Consider the following 22,356-nt stretch of genomic DNA (forward strand, 5'->3'; position numbering starts at 1 on the left):
GCCCGGCGCCGGAGCACCCACAACAAGAAAGGGCCGAGGCCGGCGCGCCGGCCGGGGCGCGCCGACCGGCCCGGAGGCGACCTCAGCCGCCTGGCCGGCCAAGGACCTCCGAAGAGGCCCTCAGCGGCGATTCAGTGCTGGCCATCAGGCCGTGGTGCTTGGCCATCAAGCCGTAGAACTGGCCATCAAGCCGTAGAACTGGCCGTCAAGCCGTGGAACTGGCCGTCGGAACGGGGAGCTGACCGTCAGGCCGTGGTGCAGGTCGAGCCGTTCAGCGTGAACGACGTCGGTGACGCGGTGCTGCCGGTGTGCGTGGCCTGGAAGCCGATACCCACCGAGGCGCCGGCTGCCAGGTTGGCGTTGTAGGACGCGTTGCGGGCGGTGACCGCGCCGCTGGTCGGTGAGTACGTGGCGTTCCACCCGGAGGTGATGGCCTGGCCGGCGGGGAGCGTGAAGCCGAGCGTCCAGCCGTTGATCGCCGCGGTGCCGGTGTTGGTGATGCTGATCGACGCGGTCAGGCCGGTGCTCCACGGGTTCACGGTGTACGTCACCCGGCAGGCACCGGGCTCCGCGGGCGGGTTCGACGGCGGATTGGACGGCGGGTTCGAGGGCGGGTTCGACGGCGGGTTCGAGGGTGGATTGGACGGCGGGTTCGACGGCGGGGTGGACGGGGTGGTGCCGTTCAGCCCGAGGAACGCGACCGCCATCTCGGCCATCCCGTTCAGCGGCAGCGAGTGGCCGACGCCCGCCACGCTGATGCCCTCGACCGGCGCCTGCACCGAGGTGGAGCCGTAGCGGGTACGGGTCCAGTTCGGCTGCGGCGTGTCGGTGAGCACCGGCGTCTGGCTGATGCCGTGCACGTTCGTCCACTGCTCGATCGCCTCGTTGAAGTTCGGGTACCGCAGCGTGTCGTCGGTGACGCCGTGGAAGAGCTGCATGCGCGGCCGCGGGCCGGTGTAGCCGGGGTACGCGTTGCGGACCAGGTCGCCCCACGCCTGCGGGGTCCGGTTGATCTGGCCCTGGGCGCAGGCGCTGTTCCATCCGGAGCCGTCGGTGGTGGCGAAGCACGCGAACGGCACGCCCATGAACGAGGAGCCGGCCCGGAACACATCGGGGTACGCGCCGAGCAGCACGTTCGTCATCATGCCGCCGGACGAGGCGCCGGTGGCGAACGTGCGGTTCGGGTCGGTGCCGTACCGCTGCTGGACGTACCGGACCATGGACACGATGCCGACCGGGTCGCTGCCGCCGTTGTGGGTCAGCGCGGCCGACGACGACACGTCGAAGCACTGTCCGGAGCGGGTGGCGGACGGGTAGACGACGATGAAGCCGTACTGGTCGGCCAGCGCGGCGAACCGGGTGCCGGAGTAGAACGCCGGGCCGGTGCCGGTGCAGTAGTGGTTCGCGACCAGCAGCGCCGGGTTGGTGGCCAGCCGGTCCGGCACGTACAGGTGCATGCGCAGGTTGCTGGGGTTGGTGCCGAAGTTGGTGACCTCCTGCAGGGAGGCTGCCGACGCCGGGCTCGCCATGGTCAGTACCCCGGCGCCGAGGGCGACCGCGGCGGCGGCGCTCGCGAGCAGGGTGCGGAGTGGTCGTCGCATCCGATGTCCTCACGTCCGAGGTGGACCGGCGCGACGAACCGGGAAGGCCCGTCGCGCCGGCATGGCGGTGGATCAGCTGGCGGTGCAGACCGGCGCACCGCTGGGCGCGGTGCCGGTGCCCTGGAAGCCGAACTCGGTGCCGGCACCGGCGTTGAGCCGGCCGTTGTAGCTGACGTTGCCGAACCGGACCGCGCCGCTGGTGCCGCTGGCCTGTGCACTCCAGGAGTTCGTCACGGCGCTGCCGGCGGGCAGGTTCATCGCGACCGACCAGCCGTTGATCGCGCTGGTCCCGGCCGTGACCTTGACGGTGGCGACGAAGCCGCCGGTCCACGCGTTGACCGAGAACGTGGCGGAGCAGCCGGCGCCGCTCGGCGGCGGGTCGGACGGCGGGTTCGAGGGCGGGTTCGACGGGGGATTGGACGGCGGGTTGGACGGCGGGTTCGACGGCGGGTTCGACGGCGGGTTCAGGTTCAGCGCGGACAGCGTGGCGTCGTACGCCTGCTTCTTGTTGCCGTTGTTGTCGAAGAGCAGCGGCGTGCCGCTGGCCCGCCAGGAATCGCTGTCCCGGACGCCCCACACCGTGATGCCGTTGCACCGGGGCACCGCGAGGCAGTCGTTGACCACGTTGCGGTACGTGTTGGCCTGGGTCGCGCCGGAGCCCTCGATGTCCAGCTCGGTGATCTGCACGTCGACGCCGAGCGCGGCGAAGTTCTGCAGCGTGGTGCGGTAGTTACTGGGGTACGGCGAGCCCTGGTTGAAGTGCGACTGGAGCCCGACGCAGTCGATCGGCACTCCACGGGTCTTGAAGTCCTGGACCATCCGGTAGACGGCCTGCGTCTTGTCCCAGTTCCAGTTGTCGGTGTTGTAGTCGTTGTAGCAGAGCTTGGCGCCCGGGTCGGCGGCCCGTGCGGCCCGGAACGCCGCCTCGATCCAGTCGTTGCCGGTGCGCTGCAGGTTGGAGTCGCGCCGCGCGCCGCCGTTGCCGTCGGCGAACGCCTCGTTGACCACGTCCCAGGAGTCGATCTTGCCGCGGTAGTACGTCGCGACCTGCGTGACGTGGTTGAGCATGGCCTGCCGCAGCGGGCTCCCGGACATGCCCTCCATCCAGGCCGGCTGCTGCGAGTGCCAGGCCAGCGTGTGCCCGCGCACCTTCATGCCCTGGGCCCGGGCGTGGTTGACGATCCGGTCCGCGGCCGCGTAGTCGAAGCGGCCCTGCGACGGCTCGGTCGCGTTGATCTTCATTTCGTTCTCGGGCGTGATGCTGTTGAACTCGCGGTTCACGATGCCGACGTAGGTGGAGTCCGACAGCTTGTGCGCCGCGATCGCCGCACCGAAGTAGCGCCCGTGGGCGGCGGCGGACGCGCCCAGCGTGGTCGCCGCGTTGGCGGTGGGTGCGACCGTGAGAATCGTGCCGACGGCGAGCGCCCCGGCGGCTATCGACACGACCGTGGTGCGTAACCGCAGTCGGGTCGAGCGACGCCCGGTGTCCCAGGCGGAGGTTTTCGTCATGGCCGGTGGCTCTCCCTGGCTCGGTGGGGATGGCGGAGATGAGCCGGCACCTCGATCGCAGCACGCCAAGGCCGTGCGCCAGGTCACTTAACCGATATAGCGACGATCGAACCGGCTCGATCCGGAACGTTATCGAAACAGGACTGAAACTTCAATCACCATCTATGACAGAATTTGCGTAGCGGCATCGACACTCGACCCCGGACAGTCCCGCTTGACCAGCGTTTGCGAGACGGTTACGGTCCGATCCAGATCGCCGGGTATCACCGAAACTTTCGGGTCGAGTGATCGCCGGGCGGCCCGGCATGGCGCCATCTGAGCCATCGCCAGGACTTAACCGGTTAAGCCGGTCGCCACCAGCCAAAACTTGGGAGCGCTCCCAAGCCAGTCTTACCATGAGATAACCTTCGATGCGAGGGAGCAGCACCATGCCGACCGGTCCGACCCGACGCGAATTACTGGCCTTCGTCTCCGGCACCGCGGTCGCCGTGGCCGCGCCGGCCGCAGCGGCAGATGCGAAATCCGGCACCGGGGCGCTTCCGCACTGGGTGCACACCTGGGTGTCCATGCCCCAGCTCACCGAGCCGCACAACATGCCGCCCGCGCCGTTCACCCAGGACGGTCTGGTGCTCGCGGACGCCACCCTGCGCCAGACGGTCCGGATCACGGTCGGCGGCCGGCACGTACGGCTGCGGTTCTCCAACGCCTTCGGCGGTGCCGACCTGCCGATCACCGCGGTACGCCTGGCCCTGCCCACCGACGGCCGGGCCGGCGTGGCCGGCATCCAGCCGGGGACCTCGCGGCCGGTCACCTTCTCCGGCCGGTCCTCCATCGTGGTGCCGGTCGGCGCCCAGGTGGTGTCCGACCCGATCGCCGTCGACCTGCCGCCCCGGACCAACGTCACCGTCACGACCTACCTGGCGCAGGGACAGGCCTCCAACTCGATCACCTCGCACCCCGGCTCCCGCACCACGTCGCACCTGCTGGCCGGCAACCACGTCGACGACACCGACCTGCCCGGCGCGACCCCCACCGACCACTGGTACTTCCTGAGCGGCATCGAGGTGTGGTCCCCGGCCGCCACCCGCGCCGCCGCCGTGCTCGGCGACTCGCTGACCGACGGCCGCGGCTCCACCACCAACGGCAACGACCGCTGGCCGGACCAGCTGCTCGACCGGCTGCACCAGGACCCGCGTACCGCGGACGTGGCGATCCTCAACCAGGCGGCCGGCGGCAACCGGGTGCTGCGCGACGGCCTCGGGCCGAACGCCCTGTCCCGGGTGGACCGGGACGTGCTGGCGCAGAGCGGGGTCAGCTGGCTGATCGTCTTCGAGGGCGTCAACGACATCGGCACGGCGGAGGCCACCGCGGCCGCCCAGCTGGCCGTCGCGGACGACCTGATCACCGCGTTCGACCAGATCATTCTGCGTGCGCACGCACACGGCATCCGGGTGTACGGTGCCACGCTGATCCCGTTCGGCGGCAACACCGGGTACGACGACCCGGCCGGCCTGCGCGCCGCAGCCCGGGAACGGGTGAACCGGTGGATCCGCAACAGCGCCCGGTTCGACGCGGTGCTGGACTTCGACAAGGCGGTCCGCGACCCGCAGGACCCGTCGAAGCTGCGCGCCGAGTACGACGTCGGCGACCACCTGCACCTCAACCCGACGGGCTACCGGGCGCTGGCTGACGCGGTGCCCGCCGCCCTGTTGCGCTGGCGTCCACTCCCGGCCGGTTTCGGCTTCGAGTGACGACGGGGGCGGGCGGATTCCGGGCGGTCAGCACGTCCGGAATCCGCCCGTTCAAGCTCCCCGCGCGGCCAGCCGGTCCAGCGCCGTCCGGCTCTCGTCGTCCGTGGGGCGGCAGATCACCAGGCGCTGGTCTGGGTCGCCGAGCGGGGCGAGCGTCTCGAAGTGCACCGAGAACGTGCCGACCTCGGGGTGCCGCACGGTCTTGTCGCCGCGACCGTTCGATCTGACCTCACGCTCCGCCCACACCCGCGCGAAGTGGTCGTCCGTGCTGAACTCGGCGATCAGGTCGGCCAGGGCCCGGTCGTCCGGGTGCGCGGCCCAGGCGGCGCGCACGTGGGCGACACCCTCCCGGACGACCCGCTCGCGGTCGACGTAGTAGTCGCGCATCTCCGGGCGCATCAGGCACAGCCACGCCGAGTTGTGCCGCGCGGGCGGCAGCCGGGTGTCGAAGTCCAGCTGGAGCCGCGCCATCCCGTGGTTCCAGGCGAGGATGTCGAAGCGGTGGTTGATCAGCATGGCCGGCAGCGGCGACAGCTCGGCCACCAGCCGGGCCAGCGGTGCCGCCGCGACGGCGACCGGCTCGCCGGCGGGGTGGGGGCGGTGGCGGGCCAGGTCGAAGAGGTAGGCACGCTCGTCGGGGGCCAGCCTGAGCGCCCGGGCCAGGGCCTCCACCACGTCCGCGGAGGGGCGCAACCCGCGGGCCTGCTCGAGACGTACGACGTAGTCGATGCTGATCCCGGCCAGTTCGGCGACCTCCTCGCGGCGAAGGCCCGGGGTCCGGCGGGACTGCCGGCGGTCCGGGAGCCCGAAGTCGTACGGGTCGAGGCGTTCGCGCCGGGCCCGCAGGAACGCGCCCAGCTCGCGGGATGTATCGAGAGTGTCGCTCATCGAGGTGAATGGTAGCGCCGGGATAGGACCGGCCTTCCCAGGAAGTTCTCTCCCTTATCCCCGGCCCGCGGCGGTCGCAGACTTCTGCCGACACGTCATCCGGGACAAGGAGAAACACGATGTCGCTCACCCTCGACACCTACCGGCTGCTGGGCCGGTCCGGGCTGCGGGTCTCCCCCCTGGCGCTGGGCACGGCGACCTTCGGCCCCGAGACGGGCTGGGGCGCCGGGGAGGACGATGCCCGCCGGTTGTTCGACCGCTACGTAGAACTCGGTGGCAACTTCCTCGACACCGCGGTCGGCTACGGCAGCTCGGAGAGCCTGCTGGGCAAGTTCGCCCACGATCGCCGGGAGAGCCTGGTGCTGGCCACGAAGTACACGACGCTGCGCCGGCCCGGCGACCCGAACTCCACTTCGAGCTCGCGCAAGAACCTGTTCGCCTCGGTGCACACCAGCCTGCAGCGACTGGACACGGACTACCTCGACCTGCTCTACCTGCACGTGTGGGACTTCACCACGCCGGTCGACGAGATCCTGCGCGGCCTGGACGACCTGGTCCGGCAGGGCAAGGTCCTGCACGTGGCGATCTCCAACGCCCCGGCCTGGCAGATCTCGCGCATGCAGGCGATCGCCGACCTGCGCGGCTGGTCACCGCTGATCGCGCTGCAGCTCGAATACAACCTCATCGAGCGTACGGGCGAACGCGACCTGATCCCGATGGCCCGGGAGATGGGGCTGGGCGTGGTCCCCTACTCCCCGCTGGCGGGCGGCCTGCTGGCCGGCGCGTACCGCCGTGCCGACGTAGCCGGGGTGACGCCGGGCGACGGCACACGCAAGGGGTTCAACTTCGCCGCGCTCGGCACCGTCACCGAACGCAACCTCGACATCGCGGACATCCTGAAGGAGGTCGCCGCCGAGCTGGGCTGCACCCCCGCGCAGGCCGGGCTGGCCTGGCTCCTGCGAAACCCGGACGTGACCGCGCCGATCATCGGGGCCCGCACTCCCGCGCAGCTGGAGGACAACCTGGCCGCGCTGACGGTGGATCTCACCGCCGCGCAGCTGGCCCGCCTCGAGGAGGTCAGCGCGATCGATCCCGGTCACCCGCACGCTTTGCTCGCCGGCGACCACATCCGGAACGTGATGCGCGGCGACCTGACGATGGCGGCCGGCCGCTGATCGACCCGGCCGCCTATTCCGCGGTCCAGTACAGCGCCCGGGCGAACTGGGCGTACAGGCCCTTGGGGTGGGCCCGGAACAGCGGCTCGGTGCCGAACAGCACCGCCTTGCCGCCGCGGGCCGTGCGGCCGGAGACCACCGACGCCTGGCCGGCGGCCTGTTCCGGACCACCGGCGCCGGGTGCGGACGGCAACCAGTGCCCGGCGATCAGCGGGTCGGCCGCGTAGCGCTGCTCCACCGTGAACCCGGTGCCGGTGAACCAGATCGGCGAGTACACGAACGTCGCCGGCAGCGAGCCGGTGCCCACCACCGGGCCGGTGTTGCGCACCGCCACCACGCCGTTCGCGTCGCCGCGGCCGGTCACCGCGGTCGCCGGGAGCAGGCCCGCCGCCGCGTTGAACGCCGCGCCGGTCGCGCCCCGGGTGACCACGCCGCCGCGGGCGAGCAGGTCGTCCACCTCGGCCTTACCGGTCGCGTTGAGCTGAGCGTAGGACAGGCCGGAGGAGACCACCAGGGTGTCCACGCCGGACAGGTCGGCGCCGGCGTTGAGCAGGGCCGTCGACACGGTACGCACGTCGAAGCCCATCTCCCGCAGCGCGAACAGCTCGTCCGCGGACACCGCCGCCGCGATCACCGGTGCGGTGAACGGGACGCCGGTGGTGGTCCGCGGCGCGGCGACGAACCGTACCCCGAAGCGGTCCGCGACGGTCTCGGCCGCGGCCCGGGCGGACGCCGGCACGATCACCGTGTCCGCGGACGTGCGGGACGGTTTGACGCCCAGGTCGAGCAGCGCGTTGAGGGCCCGTACGTCGGCGCCGTCGCGCAGCGTCAGCGCCAGGTCCCGCCCGGCCGGGGTGGTCACCGCGCCGGTCCGGGACGCGACCGTGACCGGGCTGGTGGTGACCCGGGGTGCCGCGGCGGCGCTGACGTCCACGGTGGCGCCCCAGAGCAGGCGGTGGCTCCAGCCGGAGATGTCGTACATCTGCGGCACCAGGTCGGAGATGTCCCGGCCGGCCTCCAGCATGACGTTGGCCAGGCCGCGCTTGGGCTGGTGCATGTCGACGACGTACGAGCCCTTGCGGTAGCCGCGGCCGGCCACGGTGAAGTCGTGCTTCGCCCGGGTGACCCGCACGTCGTGGGCGACCAGGTGGTCCACCAGCCGGGCGGCGGCGGCCGGGGACCGCTGGGCGTCGCCGGCCGGGATGACGTAGGCGCGCGGGAACTCGGTGGCGTACCGGTCCTCGGGGCCGAAGCCGGCCACGAAACCGTCCGGGATCTCCGGTGAGGGCGCGCCGGCCCAGCCGCGGCGGAACTGCTCGATCTGCCCGGCGAGCAGCGACGTCCGGTGGGTGTCCGCGTACCGGAGGGTGGCCTCGATGGTCGCCTCGGCCACCTCGGTGTTGATCTCGGACCGGCGGCGCAGTTCCGCCACCGGCAGGGTGGTGTAGTCGTTGTTGTTCACCCGCAGCGGGATCTCCACGGTGTGCCCGACCGCGCCCTGGTAGATCGCGTACATCGGGGTGAAGATCGGCGGCCAGTCGTCCCAGTCACCGGGCGCGTAGTCCCGGAACGGGATGTCCACGGTGGCGGTCTCCGGGCGGCCCAGCGCCTGCACCGCCTGTTCCATGCCGAGCGCGTTGGGCAGCGCGTGCCTGATGTACAGGTCGTACTCGTAGTTCTGCCCGTGCGGCGGGGTGCCCGGCTCGATCAGCGTGTTGCCGGTGTAGCCGTGCTCGTCGAGCATCACGAACGGCTGGGTGGCGATCACCACGTCGCGGACCGCGCGGGACTCCGGCTGCGAGCTGGTGGCGTGGTCACGGTTGATGTCGAAGCCGGCGCCGTTGGCCCGGGTACCGGCGATCCGGCCGTCCGGGTTGTTGGTCACGGTCACGTAGAACCGGGTGCGGGCGAGCAGCGCGGTGGTCTCCGCGTCGGTGGCGGTGGCGAGCCGCTCGATGACGCGCAGCGCGCCGTCGGTGCCCTCCCACTCGTTGCCGTGGATGTTCGCGTTGATCCACACCGGGGTCTTGTAGTCGCGCCGCAGGGCCCGGTCCCGCTTGGCGGCGCGCGGGTCGTCCTCGATCAACGCCCGCCACCGGTCCTGCCGGGCCGCCTCGGCCGCGGTCTCCGGGGCGGTCACGGTCACCAGGTACAGGTCGCGACCGAGCGCGGACTGCCCGACCACCTCGGCGGAGACCCGGTCGGAGGCCGCCTGCAGGGCGTTCAGCTTCGGCGCGATCGCATGGTACGGAACCAGGCCGAGCTTGATCGACCGGTCCGCCGGGTCCTCCGGGTACACCCGCAGCTCGGTCTGCCGCGGGTAACCCTGGCGCTTGGGCGTCCACCGGGCGGCCGGCGCGGCACCGCGCAGCGCGGCAGCGGCGGCGGCGGGGGCGCCGCTCGCGGCGGTCTCCCGGCGCTCCGGCCCGTTGCCGAAGTCGCGCGTCGACGGCGCGGGGTCCGGCGGGGCGGCCGCCGCGGGGGCGGCGGGAAGCAGGCCGGCGGCGAGCAGCACCGCGCAGAAACCGGTAAGCGACCGGGACACGTCCACAAAGCACCTCCGTTGGCTGCCACCGACCCTCTCGCGACGAGGCCCGGCGGCGCAACGGTCCACGCCGATTCGCATGGCACGGCCGGCGGCGGCGCGAGAGCCGCGCCGCCGCCGGCCGTGGGCGGTCACCCCGGTCTAGACCGAGGCGGTACAGCGGGTGCCGTTGAGCGTGAAGTCGCTCGGCGTACCCGGGCTACCCGAGAAGCTCGCCTGGAAGCCGGTGGACACCGAGCCGCCGCGGGGCACCGAGCCGCCGTACGGCGGACTGGTCACGGTCACCGTGGTGCCCGACTGGGACCAGGCGCCGTTCCAGCCGTTGCTCACGCTGACCGTGCTGCCGACCTGGAACGTCAGCTGCCACGACGTCAACGCGGCCGCGCCGTTGTTGGTGATCCGGACGTCGGCGGTGAAGCCGTTCGACCACTGGTTCGTGGTGTACGTGACCGCGCACCCGGCCGTGGACGGCGGAGTGGACGGCGGGGTGCTGGTCGGTGGCGTGGTCGGGTTGCCGGGCTGGCCCGCGCCGCCGGCCGCCACCGCCAGGTCGTAGGCCCGCTGCGGGACGAACTGGCCGGCGCCCGCGATGCAGCCGTCCGCCTCGCCGGGCAGCTTGATCCACAGGTACGCGTCCAGGATCGAGTCGGACACCGCGTTGGTGCTGGGGATGCCGATCGCCCGGCCCGGCGGGTCACACCACTCGCTGCCGGCCGGCCCGTTGCCGTTGCGGCTGGTGTCGATGACGCCCTTCAGGGTGTTGTCCCCGGTGGCGGCGATGACGTTGCGGATGTACGCGGTCGACTCCGCGTCGGTCCGGTAGTTCGAGACGTTGACCGAGATGCCGTCGGCGCTGTTCGCGATGTCCGCCCGGACCAGCCGGGCGGCCATCTCGGCCGGCGGCAACCAGGCCGAGTGCGCCGCGTCGAAGTAGACCTTGGCCTGCGCCGAGGCCGCCTTGAAGGCCTTGCCGGCGTACGCCATCGAGGCGTACACCTCGGCCTGCTGCGCGGCGTTCAGGCAGCTCGTCATCAGCGCCAGCACGTCCGGCTCCAGCACGATCGCCGCGGCCCGGCCCTTGAGACCGGCCGCCACCTGGTCCACCCACTGCCGGTACGCGGTGTGGTTCGCCAGGCCGCCGGAGCTGGCGCCGGAGCAGTCCCGGTTGGGAATGTTGTAGACCACCATGATCGGGATCTTCCCGGCCGCGGCGGCGGCACCGACGAACGCGTCGACCTCGCCGGCCACGGTGCCCGGGTTGTTCTGGGTGAACCAGCGGCCCTGCGGCACGTTGGCGATCCGGTCCCGGATCACCGCGGCGCGCGAGTCGTTGGGGTTGGCGGCCACCCAGCGGGCGGCGTTGGTGTTGGGGTCCACGTAGTAGGGCGAGTCGGCGGCGAACGCCGACGTCGGTTGCCATACCCCGACGCCGAGCGATCCCGCCGCCGCCACCGCGGCCACCGCGGAAGCGAGGACGGTTCTGGTGCGCATGGTGGGCTCTCCGTGTGAAAAGGGCCCGCGGCACGGCGGGAGGGCCGTGCCGCGGGCAGTCAGGGGGTCAGGAGGCGGTGCAGGTGAGGTTGCTCAGCGCGGTCGGTGCCGCACCACTGCCCTGGAAACCGACGCTGGTCGACCCGTTGGCCGGTATCGATCCGTTGTACGTCTCGTTCTGCAGGGTGTGGGTCGTGCCGCTCACCGAGTGCCGGGCGTTCCACGCCTGGCTGACGGTCTGCGAGCCGGGGAAGGCGAACTGCACCCGCCACGAGCTGATCGCCGAGGTGGCGCGGACCGACACGGAACCCTGGAAGCCGTTGCCCCACGAGTTGGTCGTGGAGTACGTCGCGGTGCAGGCGCCCGTGGCGGGCGGCGTACCCGGGTCCGGCTCCGGAACCGGGTCCCCGCCGGGCGGCGGGGTGGTGCCCTCGCCGATGCCGGTGACCTCGCCGTTGCCGCCGTCGAAGACGACGTCGGAGCAGCCGTAGAAGGTCTCGGTGCTGTCCGAGCGGCTCCACACCGAGTAGATGATGTGCCGGCCGGACTTGTTCGGCAGCGTGGCGTTCCACGAGTAGCGGCCGTCGTTGGTGCCCGGTCCGCCGATCGACTGCGGGTTGGTCACCTGGTCGAACGGCTGCGACTCGAGGTCACCCCAGCCCAGCGCACGGGTCGGGCTCCAGGAGTCCTTCGTGATGTACAGCGAGAAGGTGCCCGGGTGCTTGGCCCAGTTGTTGTAGTCGATCCGCATGTTCGCGCCGGCGGTCAGGTGCGTCACCGGGAAGTCCGCGCGGGCCAGGTTGAAGCCGCTGAAGTTGTACGGGCCGCCGCTGCCACCGCTGCACAGCTGGCCGTCCGGGATGAAGCCGGTGGTACGGCCGGCGCCGTCGGAGCGGAGCACGGCGAACCAGTTGTACAGCGAGCTGGGCCCGCTCTGGGCCACCGCGGCGGCACAGGCGGGGTTCCGCGGGTTCGCGGCGCCGTTGCCCTGGATGCCGTCCTTCCAGCACAGGTACGTCCGGCTGCCCGGCGCCATCATCGCACCGTGCGCCGAGGCCGCGGTGGAGGCGACGAACGTGGCGCCGCCCGCCGCGAGGACGGCCGTTGCCGCGTACAGCAGCAGCCGACTTCTGATCTTCATCTGGTGCTCCCATCTGGGGGTGGTGGGGAACCGGGGTTGGAGGGGGGGTGAACAGGACCTCGTGGGTTAGCCCTGCCCACCCCCGGTCTGTGGGGTGGTTCGCGCGCGGCCCGCGTCGGGCGGGACGGTCGAACCGGTGCGGTCGGCGTAGAGGACGCCGCGGCCGTTGGTGCCGAGGTAGACCCGCCCGTACACCCGCGGGTCGCCGGCCAGGGCGTCGCCCGAGTTTCCGTACCGGTGGGCGTCGTCGTTGATCCGGACCCAGGTGGCGCCGGCGTCGTCGGAGCGGTACACCCCGTCCACGCCGCCGACCGTGCCGACCAGGAAGACCGCCGGGTACGACGCGCCCGGCGCGGCCTTGCCGAACGCCACGTTGATCGCCTCGGTGACGCCCGGCAGCGCGGTGAACGTGGCACCGGCGTCGGTGGAGCGGTGCAGGCCGGTCGCCCCGGCGGCCCACACGTCGCCCGCCCGGCCAGGCACGGCACGGACGCTGCGGGCGGACACCGTGGCGGTCGCGGCGAACGAGGCGCCGCCGTCGGTGCTGACGTAGAGGCGGTCGGCGGCGTACCCGTAGAAGGTCTTCGGATCGACCCGGTCGGACTCCACCTTGGCGCCGGCCGGGATGCCGGTGGAGGCGGACCACGAGCTGCCGCGCGTGCTGGAGTGGTGCACTCCGGTGCCGGCCGGCGACCAGACGAACGCGCCGGCGTCCGCGCCCACCGCGACGGTCCCGCCGCCGGTGACACCGGACGGTTCCTGGCCGGAGTGCCAGCTCTTGCCGCCGTCGGTGGAGACGCCGAGGTGCGGTGCGGCGTCGCCGTTGCCGACCCGGGCGAACACCGCCGGGGCCGACTCCGCGAAGTCGAGGCTGGTGTTGCTGCCCAGGTTCGGGGTGTCATGGAAGTGCGCCGGCACCGCGTCCAGGTCGGCGTGGTGGAACCCGCCGATGTCACCGAGCGCGCTGACCAGCGGGGCGCCGGTGGGCGGGCTGGCCAGGTCGAGGACCGCGGTCTCCTCCAGGCCCTTCGCCATCGGCCGGATGGTGAACGTGGTGCCGGCGTCCCAGTTGGTCAGCTCGGTGGTGCCGTACACGGTGGCGCCGGTGCCGTAGAGCATCCGGCCGGAATCGAACGGGTCGATCTCCACTGACTCGTTCATCCAGCCCAGCTTCGGCGACGTCTCGGGCAGCTGCGGGCGGTTGTTGAAGTCCAGCCACGGGTTCGCCGAGATGTCCATGGTGTAGCGGTTGACCCGCTCGGGGTAGTTGCCGAAGTCCCAGATCCGGGTCCAGGTGGCGCCGTTGTCCGTGCTGCGGTAGAAGATCGCGTCCGGCCACCAGGAGATCTGCGTGGCGACCATCAGGGTGCCGGGCCGCTGCCGGTCCACGGTCAGGCCGGTGTAGCCGAAGTAGAGGTCGTCGCCGGCGCTCAGCTTCACCGGGCTCACGTCGGTCCACGCGCCGGTGTTCGTGTCCAGCCGGTACACCTGGCCCTTGCCGCCGTCGTACGGGCCGCCGGTGTCGCTGGTGGCGATGTAGAGGAAGTCGTTGACCGAGTCGACCACGCCCTTGTGGGCCAGGTAGCCGGTGGGCTGGCCGGGGATCCGCGCCCAGGTGGCGCCGCCGTCGGTGGAGCGGTAGACCGGGTTCTGCCTGTCCGCCACCCCGACGTAGACGTCGCGCGTCTCGTCGTCGAAGGTGACCCAGGTGAGGCCCTGGTTCTGGCTCAGGTACCCGCTGGCGTCGGACGGGTCCTGCACGTAGTCGCCGGCGTTCGGGAACGCGGTGACCTGGGCCCAGGTGGCGCCGTGGTCGGTGCTGCGCCACAGGCCGTGGCCGCCCTCCGCGGCGTAGTACACGTTCCGGTTGTCGTGCGGGTCCACGGCGAGCCGCTCGCCCATGCCGCGACCCGGCATGTTGCCGCCGTTCTTGAACGGCAGCTCGGTGATCTCCCAGGTCGCGCCCCGGTCGGCGGAGCGGAGGATGGCGCCGTTGTTCGGGTCCCAGCCGTTGGTGTACATGCCGACCGCCGCGTAGACCCGGTCCGGGTCCACCGGGTCGGAGGCGATGCTGACCACGCCGTTGTAGCCCCAGCGGTCGCGGCCCACCCAGTCCAGCAGCGGGGTCCAGCTCCGGCCCGCCGGATTCCACCGGTAGGCGCCGCCGATGTCGGTGCGCGCGTAGATCAGGTCCTTCTCGGCCCGGTTGAAGACGATGCCCGGGACGAATCCCCCGCCGTCGATCCGCACGTTCTTCCAGGTGTACGTGTCGACGGCAGGCGCTGCAACGGCCGGGCCGGGGCGGTGCACGGCCTGACCGGTCAGCGCCACCGCGCCGACGAGGACAAGCGCGGCGACGGCCGGGGCGAGGCGTGGGCGACGCAAGGGGATTCCTCTCCGGACACGTAGGGACGCCGGTGGGGTGCGCCATTGACGGGCTTCGTTGATGGGAGCGCTCCCATGAATGTGTACCGTCGTCATTTCGTTGTCAAGAGCCCGAAACAAAGAACCTCGATCTTGCATTGGCCGGAAGCTATGTAACGGGAAGGTTTCCTGCTTGTTGACAGTACTGAACCGAGTAGGCAATATATGGCCGTCAATCCATCGTGGGAGCGCTCCCGATCACCACAGACGGCCCGCCCCGGCCGGCTGCCATCCCCCTGGAGAGGCTGCTACCCGTGAGATCACTGGTCCTCAAAGTGCTGGCCGCCGTGGCCGTCCTGGCCGGAGTGACGGTCCTGGCCGTCCAGCCCGCCCACGCCGCCGCCGGCTTCACCGTCAGCGGCACCCGCATCCTGGACGCCAACGGCAACGCGTTCGTCATGCGCGGCATCAACCACGCGCACACCTGGTACACCGGCCAGACCTCCTCGTTCGCGAACATCAAGGCGACCGGCGCGAACACCGTCCGGGTCGTGCTGAGCAGCGGCAACCGCTGGACCCGCAACGACGCCGCGGACGTCACCAACGTGATCAACCTGTGCAAGGCCAACCGGCTGGTCTGCGTGCTCGAGGTGCACGACACCACCGGGTACGGCGAGGAGGGCGCGGCCGCCACCCTGGCCCAGGCGGTCGACTACTGGATCAGCATCAAGTCGGCACTGGCCGGCCAGGAGCGGTACGTCATCCTGAACATCGGCAACGAGCCGTACGGCAACACCAACGCCGCCGGCTGGACCGCCGACACCCGCAACGCCATCACCCGGCTGCGCGCCAACGGCTTCGAACACGCGATCATGGTGGACGCGCCGAACTGGGGCCAGGACTGGCAGTTCATCATGCGCGACAACGCGGCCTCGATCTTCGCCGCCGACCCGCAGCGCAACACCATCTTCTCGATCCACATGTACGGCGTGTTCGACACCGCCGCGGAGATCAACGACTACCTGGGCCGTTTCCAGACCGCGAACCTGCCGATCGTGGTGGGCGAGTTCGGTAACGACCACTCCGACGGCAACCCCGACGAGGACACCATCATGGCCACCGCCCAGGCCCGCGGCATCGGCTACCTCGGCTGGTCGTGGAGCGGCAACGGCGGCGGCGTGGAATACCTCGACATGGTCACCAACTTCAACCCGGCCCAGCTGAGCCCGTGGGGCCAGCGGTTCATCAACGGCGCGAACGGCATCAAGGCCACGTCCCGCGAGGCGAGCATCTACAGCGGCACCTCCACGCCACCGTCCACACCCCCGTCGACCCCGCCGTCCACACCCCCGTCGACCCCGCCCTCGACACCCCCGTCGACCCCGCCCTCGACACCCCCGTCCACGCCGCCCTCCAACCCGCCGGCCGGCGCCTGCTCCACCGTCCTGTCGGTGAACGCGTGGACCGGCGGCTTCGTCGCCACCGTCAAGGTCACCGCCGGCGGCAGCGCCCTCACCGGCTGGTCGGTGGCCATCACGCTGCCCTCCGGCACCGCCGTCACCAACTCCTGGAACGCCCAGGCCAGCGGCACCAGCGGCGCGGTCCGCTTCAGCAACGCCAGCCACAACGGCCGGCTCAACGCCGGCGGCACCACGGAGTTCGGCTTCCAGGGCACGGGTACGGCACCGAGCGGCTCCCCCGCCTGCACCGCCGGCTGACCCCGCCCCACCCCTGGGACGGAGCACTACCGGAACACCAAGCGGTCGGGCGCCGCCATCACAGTGCGGCGCCCGCCCCCACCATCCCGCGTGGGGAGTAGCGGGGCGGAGCACACCCCAAGTCCCGACACCCTGCACGGCCCGCCTACAGCACGCCCCGCACCCCATGAACAAACCGTCCTCGCGTGCGGAGCTACGGCACGCCCCGCACCCCAACCCCACACACCCAGCACCCCCACCCCGCGCGTGCGGAATCGCGGCACGCTCCGCACCCCAACCCCACACACCCCAGCACCCCCACCCCGCGCGTGCGGAATCGCGGCACGCCCCGCACCCCAACCCCGCCCGTGTAGAACTCAGGCGCACCCCGCACCCCAACCCCACACACCCAGCAGGCCGCCCCACCCGTGCGGAATTCCGGCACGCCCCGCACCCCAACCCCACACACCCCAGCACCCCCACCCCACGTGTGTAGAACTCAGGCGCACCCCGCTCCCTAACTCCACACGCAACCAGCGGCCCGATCGGCACGGCGGACAAGACGGCACGTCTCGTGCCTCACCACGTGTTCGCCCGCGGAACCAGGGCCCGCAGGCCACGTCGCACCCGGGACCGGCGTGACGAATCATGAAACGCATCTACCATTGTCGATGGCGCGACGCAGCCGGACACAACTCCATACGCATTCAGCACGCCCGGCCGGCGCGGGAAACACGGTGCGCTACCGCACCACAACTCCCCGCAATACGGCCACCGGACCCGGTCCGGCCGGTCCATCACCCGGCTTCCGGTCACCTCCGGTCGCTCACCGACGGGCGGGCGAACCGCCTACGACCTGCGAATTGCCGGAAAGTTTCAATCCTATGTCGACGCTGTTGCTATGGGAGCGCTCCCATGGCAACATGACGCTCAGTCGTAGCCACCGCACTCATGAAAGTCGATACCTGCGACACCCCACCCCATCCCCCGAGGAGCACTCTGCAATGAGTCCCAACCCCACCCGCGCCCGCGCCGGTACACGGCGATTGCTGACCCGAGGCGTGACCGTGGCGGCCACCACCGCCCTCGTCACGGGTCTCGGCGTCGTCGCCGCGACCCAGGCCAGTGCCGCTGCCGGCTGCCGGGTCACCTACACGACAAACCAATGGAGCAACGGGTTCACCGCGAACGTGGCGGTGACCAACCTCGGTGACCCCATCAGCGGGGGCTGGAAGCTGGAGTGGGACTTCGCCGGCAACCAGCGGATCACCCAGGGCTGGAGCGCCCAGGTGGCGCAGAGCGGCACCCGCGTGACGGCGACCAGCCCGACGTGGGGTGGCTCGCTCGGCAACAACGCGTCCGCGAGCTTCGGCTTCAACGCCGACTACTCCGGCACCAACGCCAACCCGGCGTCGTTCACGCTGAACGGCACCGTGTGCACCGGCACCGTCGGCGAGCCGTCCAACCCGCCGACCGACCCGGGCACCCCGCCGGTCAACCCGCCGACCGGCAGCAAGGTCGACAACCCGTACGCGGGCGGCCAGGGCTACGTGAACCCGGAGTGGAAGGCCAAGGCCGACGCCGAGCCGGGCGGAAGCCGGATCTCCAACACCCCGACCGCCGTGTGGCTGGACCGGATCGCCGCGATCGAGGGCACCGAGAACAGCAGCTCCAACGGCTCGATGGGCCTGCGGGACCACCTGGACGAGGCGCTCGAGCAGGGTGCCGCGTACATCCAGCTGGTGATCTACAACCTGCCCGGCCGGGACTGCGCCGCGCTGGCCTCCAACGGTGAGCTGAAGCCGGACGAGCTGCCCAAGTACAAGGCGCAGTACATCGACCCGATCGCCGCGATCCAGGCCGACGCCAAGTACGCCAACCTGCGGATCATCAACATCGTTGAGATCGACTCGCTGCCGAACCTGGTCACCAACACCGGCAGCCAGGCCGGCGCCACCGCGACCTGCGACACGATGCTGGCGAACCGCGGCTACGTGGAGGGTGTCGGGTACGCGCTGCAGAAGCTCGGCGCGCTCCCCAACGCCTACAACTACGTCGACGCCGCGCACCACGGCTGGATCGGCTGGGACAGCAACTTCGGCCCGACCGCCGACATCATGCTCGAGGCCGCCCGCGCCTCCGGCAACGTCAGCAACGTGCACGGCTTCATCACCAACACCGCCAACTACTCGGCGCTGCAGGAGCCGTACATCCAGCCCAGCACCTCGGTCGGCGGCCAGTCGATCCGCCAGTCGAAGTGGATCGACTGGAACCAGTACTCCGATGAGCTGACCTTCGCCCAGGCGTTCCGGCAGGAGCTGGTCTCCAACGGCTTCCAGTCCAGCATCGGCATGCTGATCGACACCTCCCGCAACGGTTGGGGCGGCACCGGCCGGCCGACCCGCGCCAGCACCTCCACCACCGTCGACACCTACGTCAACGAGTCCCGCATCGACCGCCGGATCCACGCCGGCAACTGGTGCAACCAGGCCGGTGCCGGCCTCGGCGAGCGGCCGAAGGCCAGCCCCGCCTCGGGCATCGACGCCTACGTCTGGGTCAAGCCGCCGGGTGAGTCCGACGGTTCCAGCCAGCTCATCCCGAACGAAGAGGGCAAGGGCTTCGACGAGATGTGCGACCCCGACTACGGCGGCAACGCCCGTAACGGCAACAGCAAGTCCGGTGCACTGGACGGCGCTCCGATCTCCGGTGCGTGGTTCTCCGCGCAGTTCCGCGAGCTGATGGCGAACGCGTACCCCGCGCTCTGATCATCTGACCCGCTCCCAGGGCCCGCGGGCCGGTCGCCCCCCGACCGGTTCGCGGGCCTTCCGCGTGTCCGCCGAACTTTTTTGGCGGTGCTGTCGATGCCGCCGGGTCCGGTTCGTCGTCATGCTGTACGGCGACCCCGCCGTACGACGACCGGGAGGTCCACCGTGAAGTACATGCTGTTGTTCATGAGCGCGCCGACGGCCGAGGGGGCCGAGCCGGAAGAGGGTTGCGACTTCGAGGAGTGGGTGGTCTTCGACAAGGAGATGAAGGATGCCGGGATCTGGGTGTCCGGCCACCCGCTGCAGGACCTCACCACGTGCACCACGGTGAAGGTCGGTGCGGACGGCGAGCGGACCGTGACCGACGGGCCGTTCGCGGAGACCCGCGAGGTGCTCGGCGGGTACGACGTCATCGACGTGCCGAACCTGGACGTGGCCCTGGACTGGGCGGCCCGCTCCCCCGGCGCCCGCTACGGCGCGTCGGTCCAGGTCCGGCCGATCGCCGACTTCGGCAGCTGAGCCGGTGAACGCAGGCGGGCTGAGCACTGGACGAAGGCGGGCCGAGCCGGTGGACGCAGGCAGGCTGAGCACTGGACGAAGGCGGGCCGAGCCGGTGAACGCAGGCAGGCTGAGCACTGGACGAAGGCGGGCCGAGCCAGTGGACGCAGGCAGGCCGAGCACTGGACGAAGGCGGGCCGAGCCGGTGAACGCAGGCAGGCCGAGCGCTGGACGAAGGCGGGCCGAGCCGGTGGATGAAGGCGGGCTGAGCTGGTGAGCGAGGCAGCGGCCGGTGCGGGGGCGTCGGTCCGGGCGTCCGTGGAGGCGGTGTTCCGGGAGGAGCGTGGCCGGCTGCTGGCCTCGCTCGTGCGCCGCTTCGGCGACCTGGACCTGGCCGAGGAGGTCACGTCGGAGGCCGTCGAGGCGGCGCTGGTGCACTGGCCGGTGGACGGGGTGCCGGACCGGCCGGGTGCCTGGCTGCTGACCACCGCCCGGCGGCGCGCGGTGGACCGGCTGCGCCGCGACCAGGTGCTGGCCACCCGGCTGGCGATCCTGCAGGCCGAGGCGGACCGCGCCGACCCGGTCCCGGCCGCGGACACCGGCCGGGACCTGCCGGACGAGCGGCTAGCGCTGTTCTTCACCTGCGCGCATCCCGCCCTGGCCGCCGACGACCGGGTGGCGCTGACGCTGCGCTGCCTGGCCGGACTCACCACCGGGGAGGTGGCGCGGGCGTTCCTGGTGCCGCCGGCCACGATGGCGCAGCGGATCGTCCGGGTGAAGAAGCGGATCCGCGCCGCCCGCATCCCGTTCCGGGTGCCGGCGCCGGACGAACTGCCGGGCCGCCTGCCGGGCGTGCTCCAGGTGATCTACTCCGTCTTCACCGAGGGGTACGCGGCCAGTTCCGGCCCCGACCTGCAGCGGCTGGACCTCGCCGACGAGGCGATCCGGCTGGCCCGCATCCTGCGCCGGCTGCTGCCCGCGGAACGGGAGGTGGCCGGCCTGCTCGCGCTCATGCTGCTGGTACACGCGCGCCGCGACGCCCGGACCGGACCGGGCGGCGACGTGGTGCTGCTGGAGGATCAGGACCGGAACCGATGGGACCGGGCACTGATCGACGAGGGGTGCGCCCTGGTGGTGACCGCGCTGACCGGCGGCCCGCCCGGACCGTACGGGCTGCAGGCCGCGATCGCCGCTCTGCACGACGAGGCGGCCGACCTGGCGGGCACGGACTGGCCGCAGATCGTGGCGCTGTACGACGTGCTGCTGACGCTGGCGCCGTCGCCGGTGGTGGCGCTGAACCGGGCCGCCGCGGTAGCCATGCGCGACGGGCCGGAGGCGGGGCTGGCGCTGCTCGACGCGCTGGCCGGGGAGCCGCGGCTGCGCGGGTACCACCTTTATCCGGCGACCCGGGCGGACCTGCTCCGCCGTCTCGGCCGCAACGGCGAGGCGGCGACCGCCTACCGGGAGGCGCTGGCGCTGGTCGGCACGGAGCCGGAACGCGCGCACCTGCGCCGCCGGCTGGACTCCGTGGGTGGTTAGCGTTCGCCGGTGATGTAGCCGGTCAGGGTGGAGCGTTCGTCCTCGAGTTCGTCGATCCGCTTCTTCACCACGTCGCCGATGCTCACGATCCCGCTCAGCCGGCCGTCCACCACCACCGGCACGTGCCGGAAGCGCCGCTCGGTCATCATCCGCTCGGCTTCGGCAAGCGACGCGTCCGGTGAGATCGTCCGCACCTCGGCGGTGAGGATGGCGGCAACCGGCTCGGCCAGCACCGCGGCGCCCCGGGTGGCCAGCGCCCGGACGATGTCCCGCTCGCTGACGATCCCGTCCACGGCCGCGCCGTCCCGGGAGACCACCACGGCGCCGATCCGGTGCTCGGCCAGGACGGCCAGCAGCCGGGCCACGTCGGTGTCCGGGGCCACCGTCACGACCTGATCGCCCTTGGCTCGGAGTACGTCGCTGATGCGCATGGTGCCTCCAGATCTCGTGCCGACCGAGGTACTCAGGGTAGGACGGAAACCGGCACCGTGACGCAGGCAAGGAGGAAGTCTCCGGCCGGTACGGCGAAGGCCACCACGATCACCGCCATCCGGGCGATCGTGGGGCGGCGGGTGCCCGCCGCGTACCCCAGGATCAGGGCCGGTGCGGTGGCGGTCTGCAGCCACCAGGAGTCGCGTTCCACCAGCATGCCGAGGTGGCAGCAGACCAGCCAGAGCGCGGTGGCCGAGGTCCAGAGCAGCAGCCCGGCCCGGTAGCAGGTGACCGGCCGCCAGCGGACCGCGGACGTGGCGTCGCCGGCGAACCGGTCGGCGTCCGCGTCCAGCACGGTGGTGGGCAGGTAGAGGGCGGCGGCCAGCAGCAGCCCGAGCACCGCCAGGACCAGCGGGTACGCGCCGACCGGCCGGTGCAGCGACCAGCCGGCGAGCGGGCCCAGCACCCCGACGACCAGCGCGTTGACCGCCACGTCGGCGCCCGGGCGGGCCTTGAGCCGGACCGGCGGCGCGCTGTACAGGTGGCCGAGCAGGAGCACCAGCGCGGTGCCGGTGAGGAACGCCGGCCCGGCCATCGCCGCGACCGCGAGGGCGGCGAGCACGCTGCCGGCGTACCACCGGGTCAGGTCTGCGACCGTGAGGGCGCCGCTGACCAGCGGCGCCGTGGCCTTGCGCGGGTTGCGGCGGTCGCTGGGCAGGTCGTGCCGGTCGTTGACGGCCAGCACCGCGGTCCACACCAGAGGACCGAGCACGAGCAGCGCGGCCAGCGATTCGGCCCGGGTCCCGGCGGGCGGCAGCCAGGTGCGGGTGGCCAGGACCGACCCGAGGTACGCCCCGCCCCAGCCGAGCGGCCAGAACCAGGGCCGGCTGAGCCTGGTCACCGCCCAGGCGCGCGACCACCCCCCGTTCCGGGGACGGCCACCTCGGCCTGGTGCGACGG

The 22,356-nt window shown here is 71.8% G+C and carries 15 protein-coding genes; 6 read left to right on the forward strand and 9 right to left on the reverse strand.

Translation table 11 applies throughout. The features are described 5' to 3' along the window. Positions 1-245: 245 nt before the first annotated feature. Together LDL48_RS36670 and LDL48_RS36675 are read right to left on the reverse strand one after the other, a co-directional pair. Positions 246-1,601 (reverse strand): extracellular catalytic domain type 1 short-chain-length polyhydroxyalkanoate depolymerase, encoded by a 1,356-nt coding sequence (locus tag LDL48_RS36670; protein WP_225259754.1) that lies wholly within the window; start codon positions 1,599-1,601, stop codon positions 246-248. Positions 1,602-1,673: 72 nt separating this feature from the next. After that, positions 1,674-3,110 (reverse strand): endo-1,4-beta-xylanase, encoded by a 1,437-nt coding sequence (locus LDL48_RS36675; protein WP_225259755.1) that lies wholly within the window; start codon positions 3,108-3,110, stop codon positions 1,674-1,676. Positions 3,111-3,538: 428 nt separating this feature from the next. Here LDL48_RS36675 and LDL48_RS36680 point away from each other — a divergent pair, with 428 nt between their 5' ends. After that, positions 3,539-4,861 (forward strand): SGNH/GDSL hydrolase family protein, encoded by a 1,323-nt coding sequence (locus LDL48_RS36680; protein WP_225259756.1) that lies wholly within the window; start codon positions 3,539-3,541, stop codon positions 4,859-4,861. Between the two features lie 51 nt (positions 4,862-4,912). On the opposite strand, the gene LDL48_RS36685 is transcribed toward LDL48_RS36680, so the two are convergent. Continuing rightward, positions 4,913-5,749 carry a helix-turn-helix transcriptional regulator gene (locus LDL48_RS36685; protein ID WP_225259757.1) on the reverse strand — a complete coding sequence of 279 codons (837 nt, stop codon included), beginning with the start codon at positions 5,747-5,749 and terminating at the stop codon, positions 4,913-4,915. 119 nt (positions 5,750-5,868) lie between these two features. Between LDL48_RS36685 and LDL48_RS36690 the strand changes: the two genes are divergently transcribed. Further along, entirely contained in the window at positions 5,869-6,924 is a 1,056-nt protein-coding gene (locus LDL48_RS36690) for an aldo/keto reductase (RefSeq protein WP_225259758.1), read from the forward strand. A gap of 13 nt (positions 6,925-6,937) precedes the next feature. On the opposite strand, the gene LDL48_RS36695 is transcribed toward LDL48_RS36690, so the two are convergent. The 4 genes from LDL48_RS36695 to LDL48_RS36710 all read right to left on the reverse strand — a co-directional run bounded on the left by LDL48_RS36695 (position 6,938) and on the right by LDL48_RS36710 (position 14,486). Next, positions 6,938-9,469 (reverse strand): M14 family zinc carboxypeptidase, encoded by a 2,532-nt coding sequence (locus LDL48_RS36695; protein WP_225259759.1) that lies wholly within the window; start codon positions 9,467-9,469, stop codon positions 6,938-6,940. Between the two features lie 141 nt (positions 9,470-9,610). Further along, positions 9,611-10,960 (reverse strand): glycoside hydrolase family 6 protein, encoded by a 1,350-nt coding sequence (locus LDL48_RS36700; RefSeq protein WP_225259760.1) that lies wholly within the window; start codon positions 10,958-10,960, stop codon positions 9,611-9,613. Between the two features lie 67 nt (positions 10,961-11,027). Next, the gene (locus tag LDL48_RS36705; RefSeq protein ID WP_225259761.1) at positions 11,028-12,101 is read right to left on the reverse strand and encodes a lytic polysaccharide monooxygenase; all 1,074 of its coding nucleotides are present in this window, start codon (positions 12,099-12,101) and stop codon (positions 11,028-11,030) included. Between the two features lie 66 nt (positions 12,102-12,167). Then, positions 12,168-14,486 (reverse strand): WD40/YVTN/BNR-like repeat-containing protein, encoded by a 2,319-nt coding sequence (locus tag LDL48_RS36710; protein WP_372472271.1) that lies wholly within the window; start codon positions 14,484-14,486, stop codon positions 12,168-12,170. A 293-nt stretch (positions 14,487-14,779) separates the two neighbouring features. On the opposite strand from LDL48_RS36710, the gene LDL48_RS36715 reads away from it, so the two are divergent. From LDL48_RS36715 to LDL48_RS36730, 4 genes are all read left to right on the forward strand, one after another. Beyond that, a complete protein-coding gene (locus LDL48_RS36715) occupies positions 14,780-16,183 on the forward strand; it encodes a cellulase family glycosylhydrolase (protein WP_372472272.1) in 1,404 nt (467 codons plus the stop codon). Positions 16,184-17,166: 983 nt separating this feature from the next. Continuing rightward, a complete protein-coding gene (locus LDL48_RS36720; protein WP_225259762.1) occupies positions 17,167-18,927 on the forward strand; it encodes a glycoside hydrolase family 6 protein in 1,761 nt (586 codons plus the stop codon). 186 nt (positions 18,928-19,113) lie between these two features. Continuing rightward, positions 19,114-19,446, forward strand: coding sequence for a YciI family protein (locus LDL48_RS36725; RefSeq protein WP_372472273.1), 333 nt, complete (start codon positions 19,114-19,116; stop codon positions 19,444-19,446). Positions 19,447-19,698: 252 nt separating this feature from the next. Beyond that, entirely contained in the window at positions 19,699-20,964 is a 1,266-nt protein-coding gene (locus tag LDL48_RS36730) for an RNA polymerase sigma factor (RefSeq protein ID WP_372472274.1), read from the forward strand. Here LDL48_RS36730 and LDL48_RS36735 read toward each other — a convergent pair. Further along, positions 20,961-21,395, reverse strand: coding sequence for a CBS domain-containing protein (locus tag LDL48_RS36735; RefSeq protein WP_225259764.1), 435 nt, complete (start codon positions 21,393-21,395; stop codon positions 20,961-20,963). The genes LDL48_RS36730 and LDL48_RS36735 overlap by 4 nt on opposite strands. Before the next feature lie 32 nt (positions 21,396-21,427). Further along, entirely contained in the window at positions 21,428-22,297 is an 870-nt protein-coding gene (locus LDL48_RS36740; protein WP_225259765.1) for a UbiA family prenyltransferase, read from the reverse strand. Positions 22,298-22,356 lie beyond the last annotated feature (59 nt).

The organism is Jidongwangia harbinensis (assembly GCF_020216025.1).
GTDB lineage: Bacteria > Actinomycetota > Actinomycetes > Mycobacteriales > Micromonosporaceae > Actinoplanes > Actinoplanes harbinensis.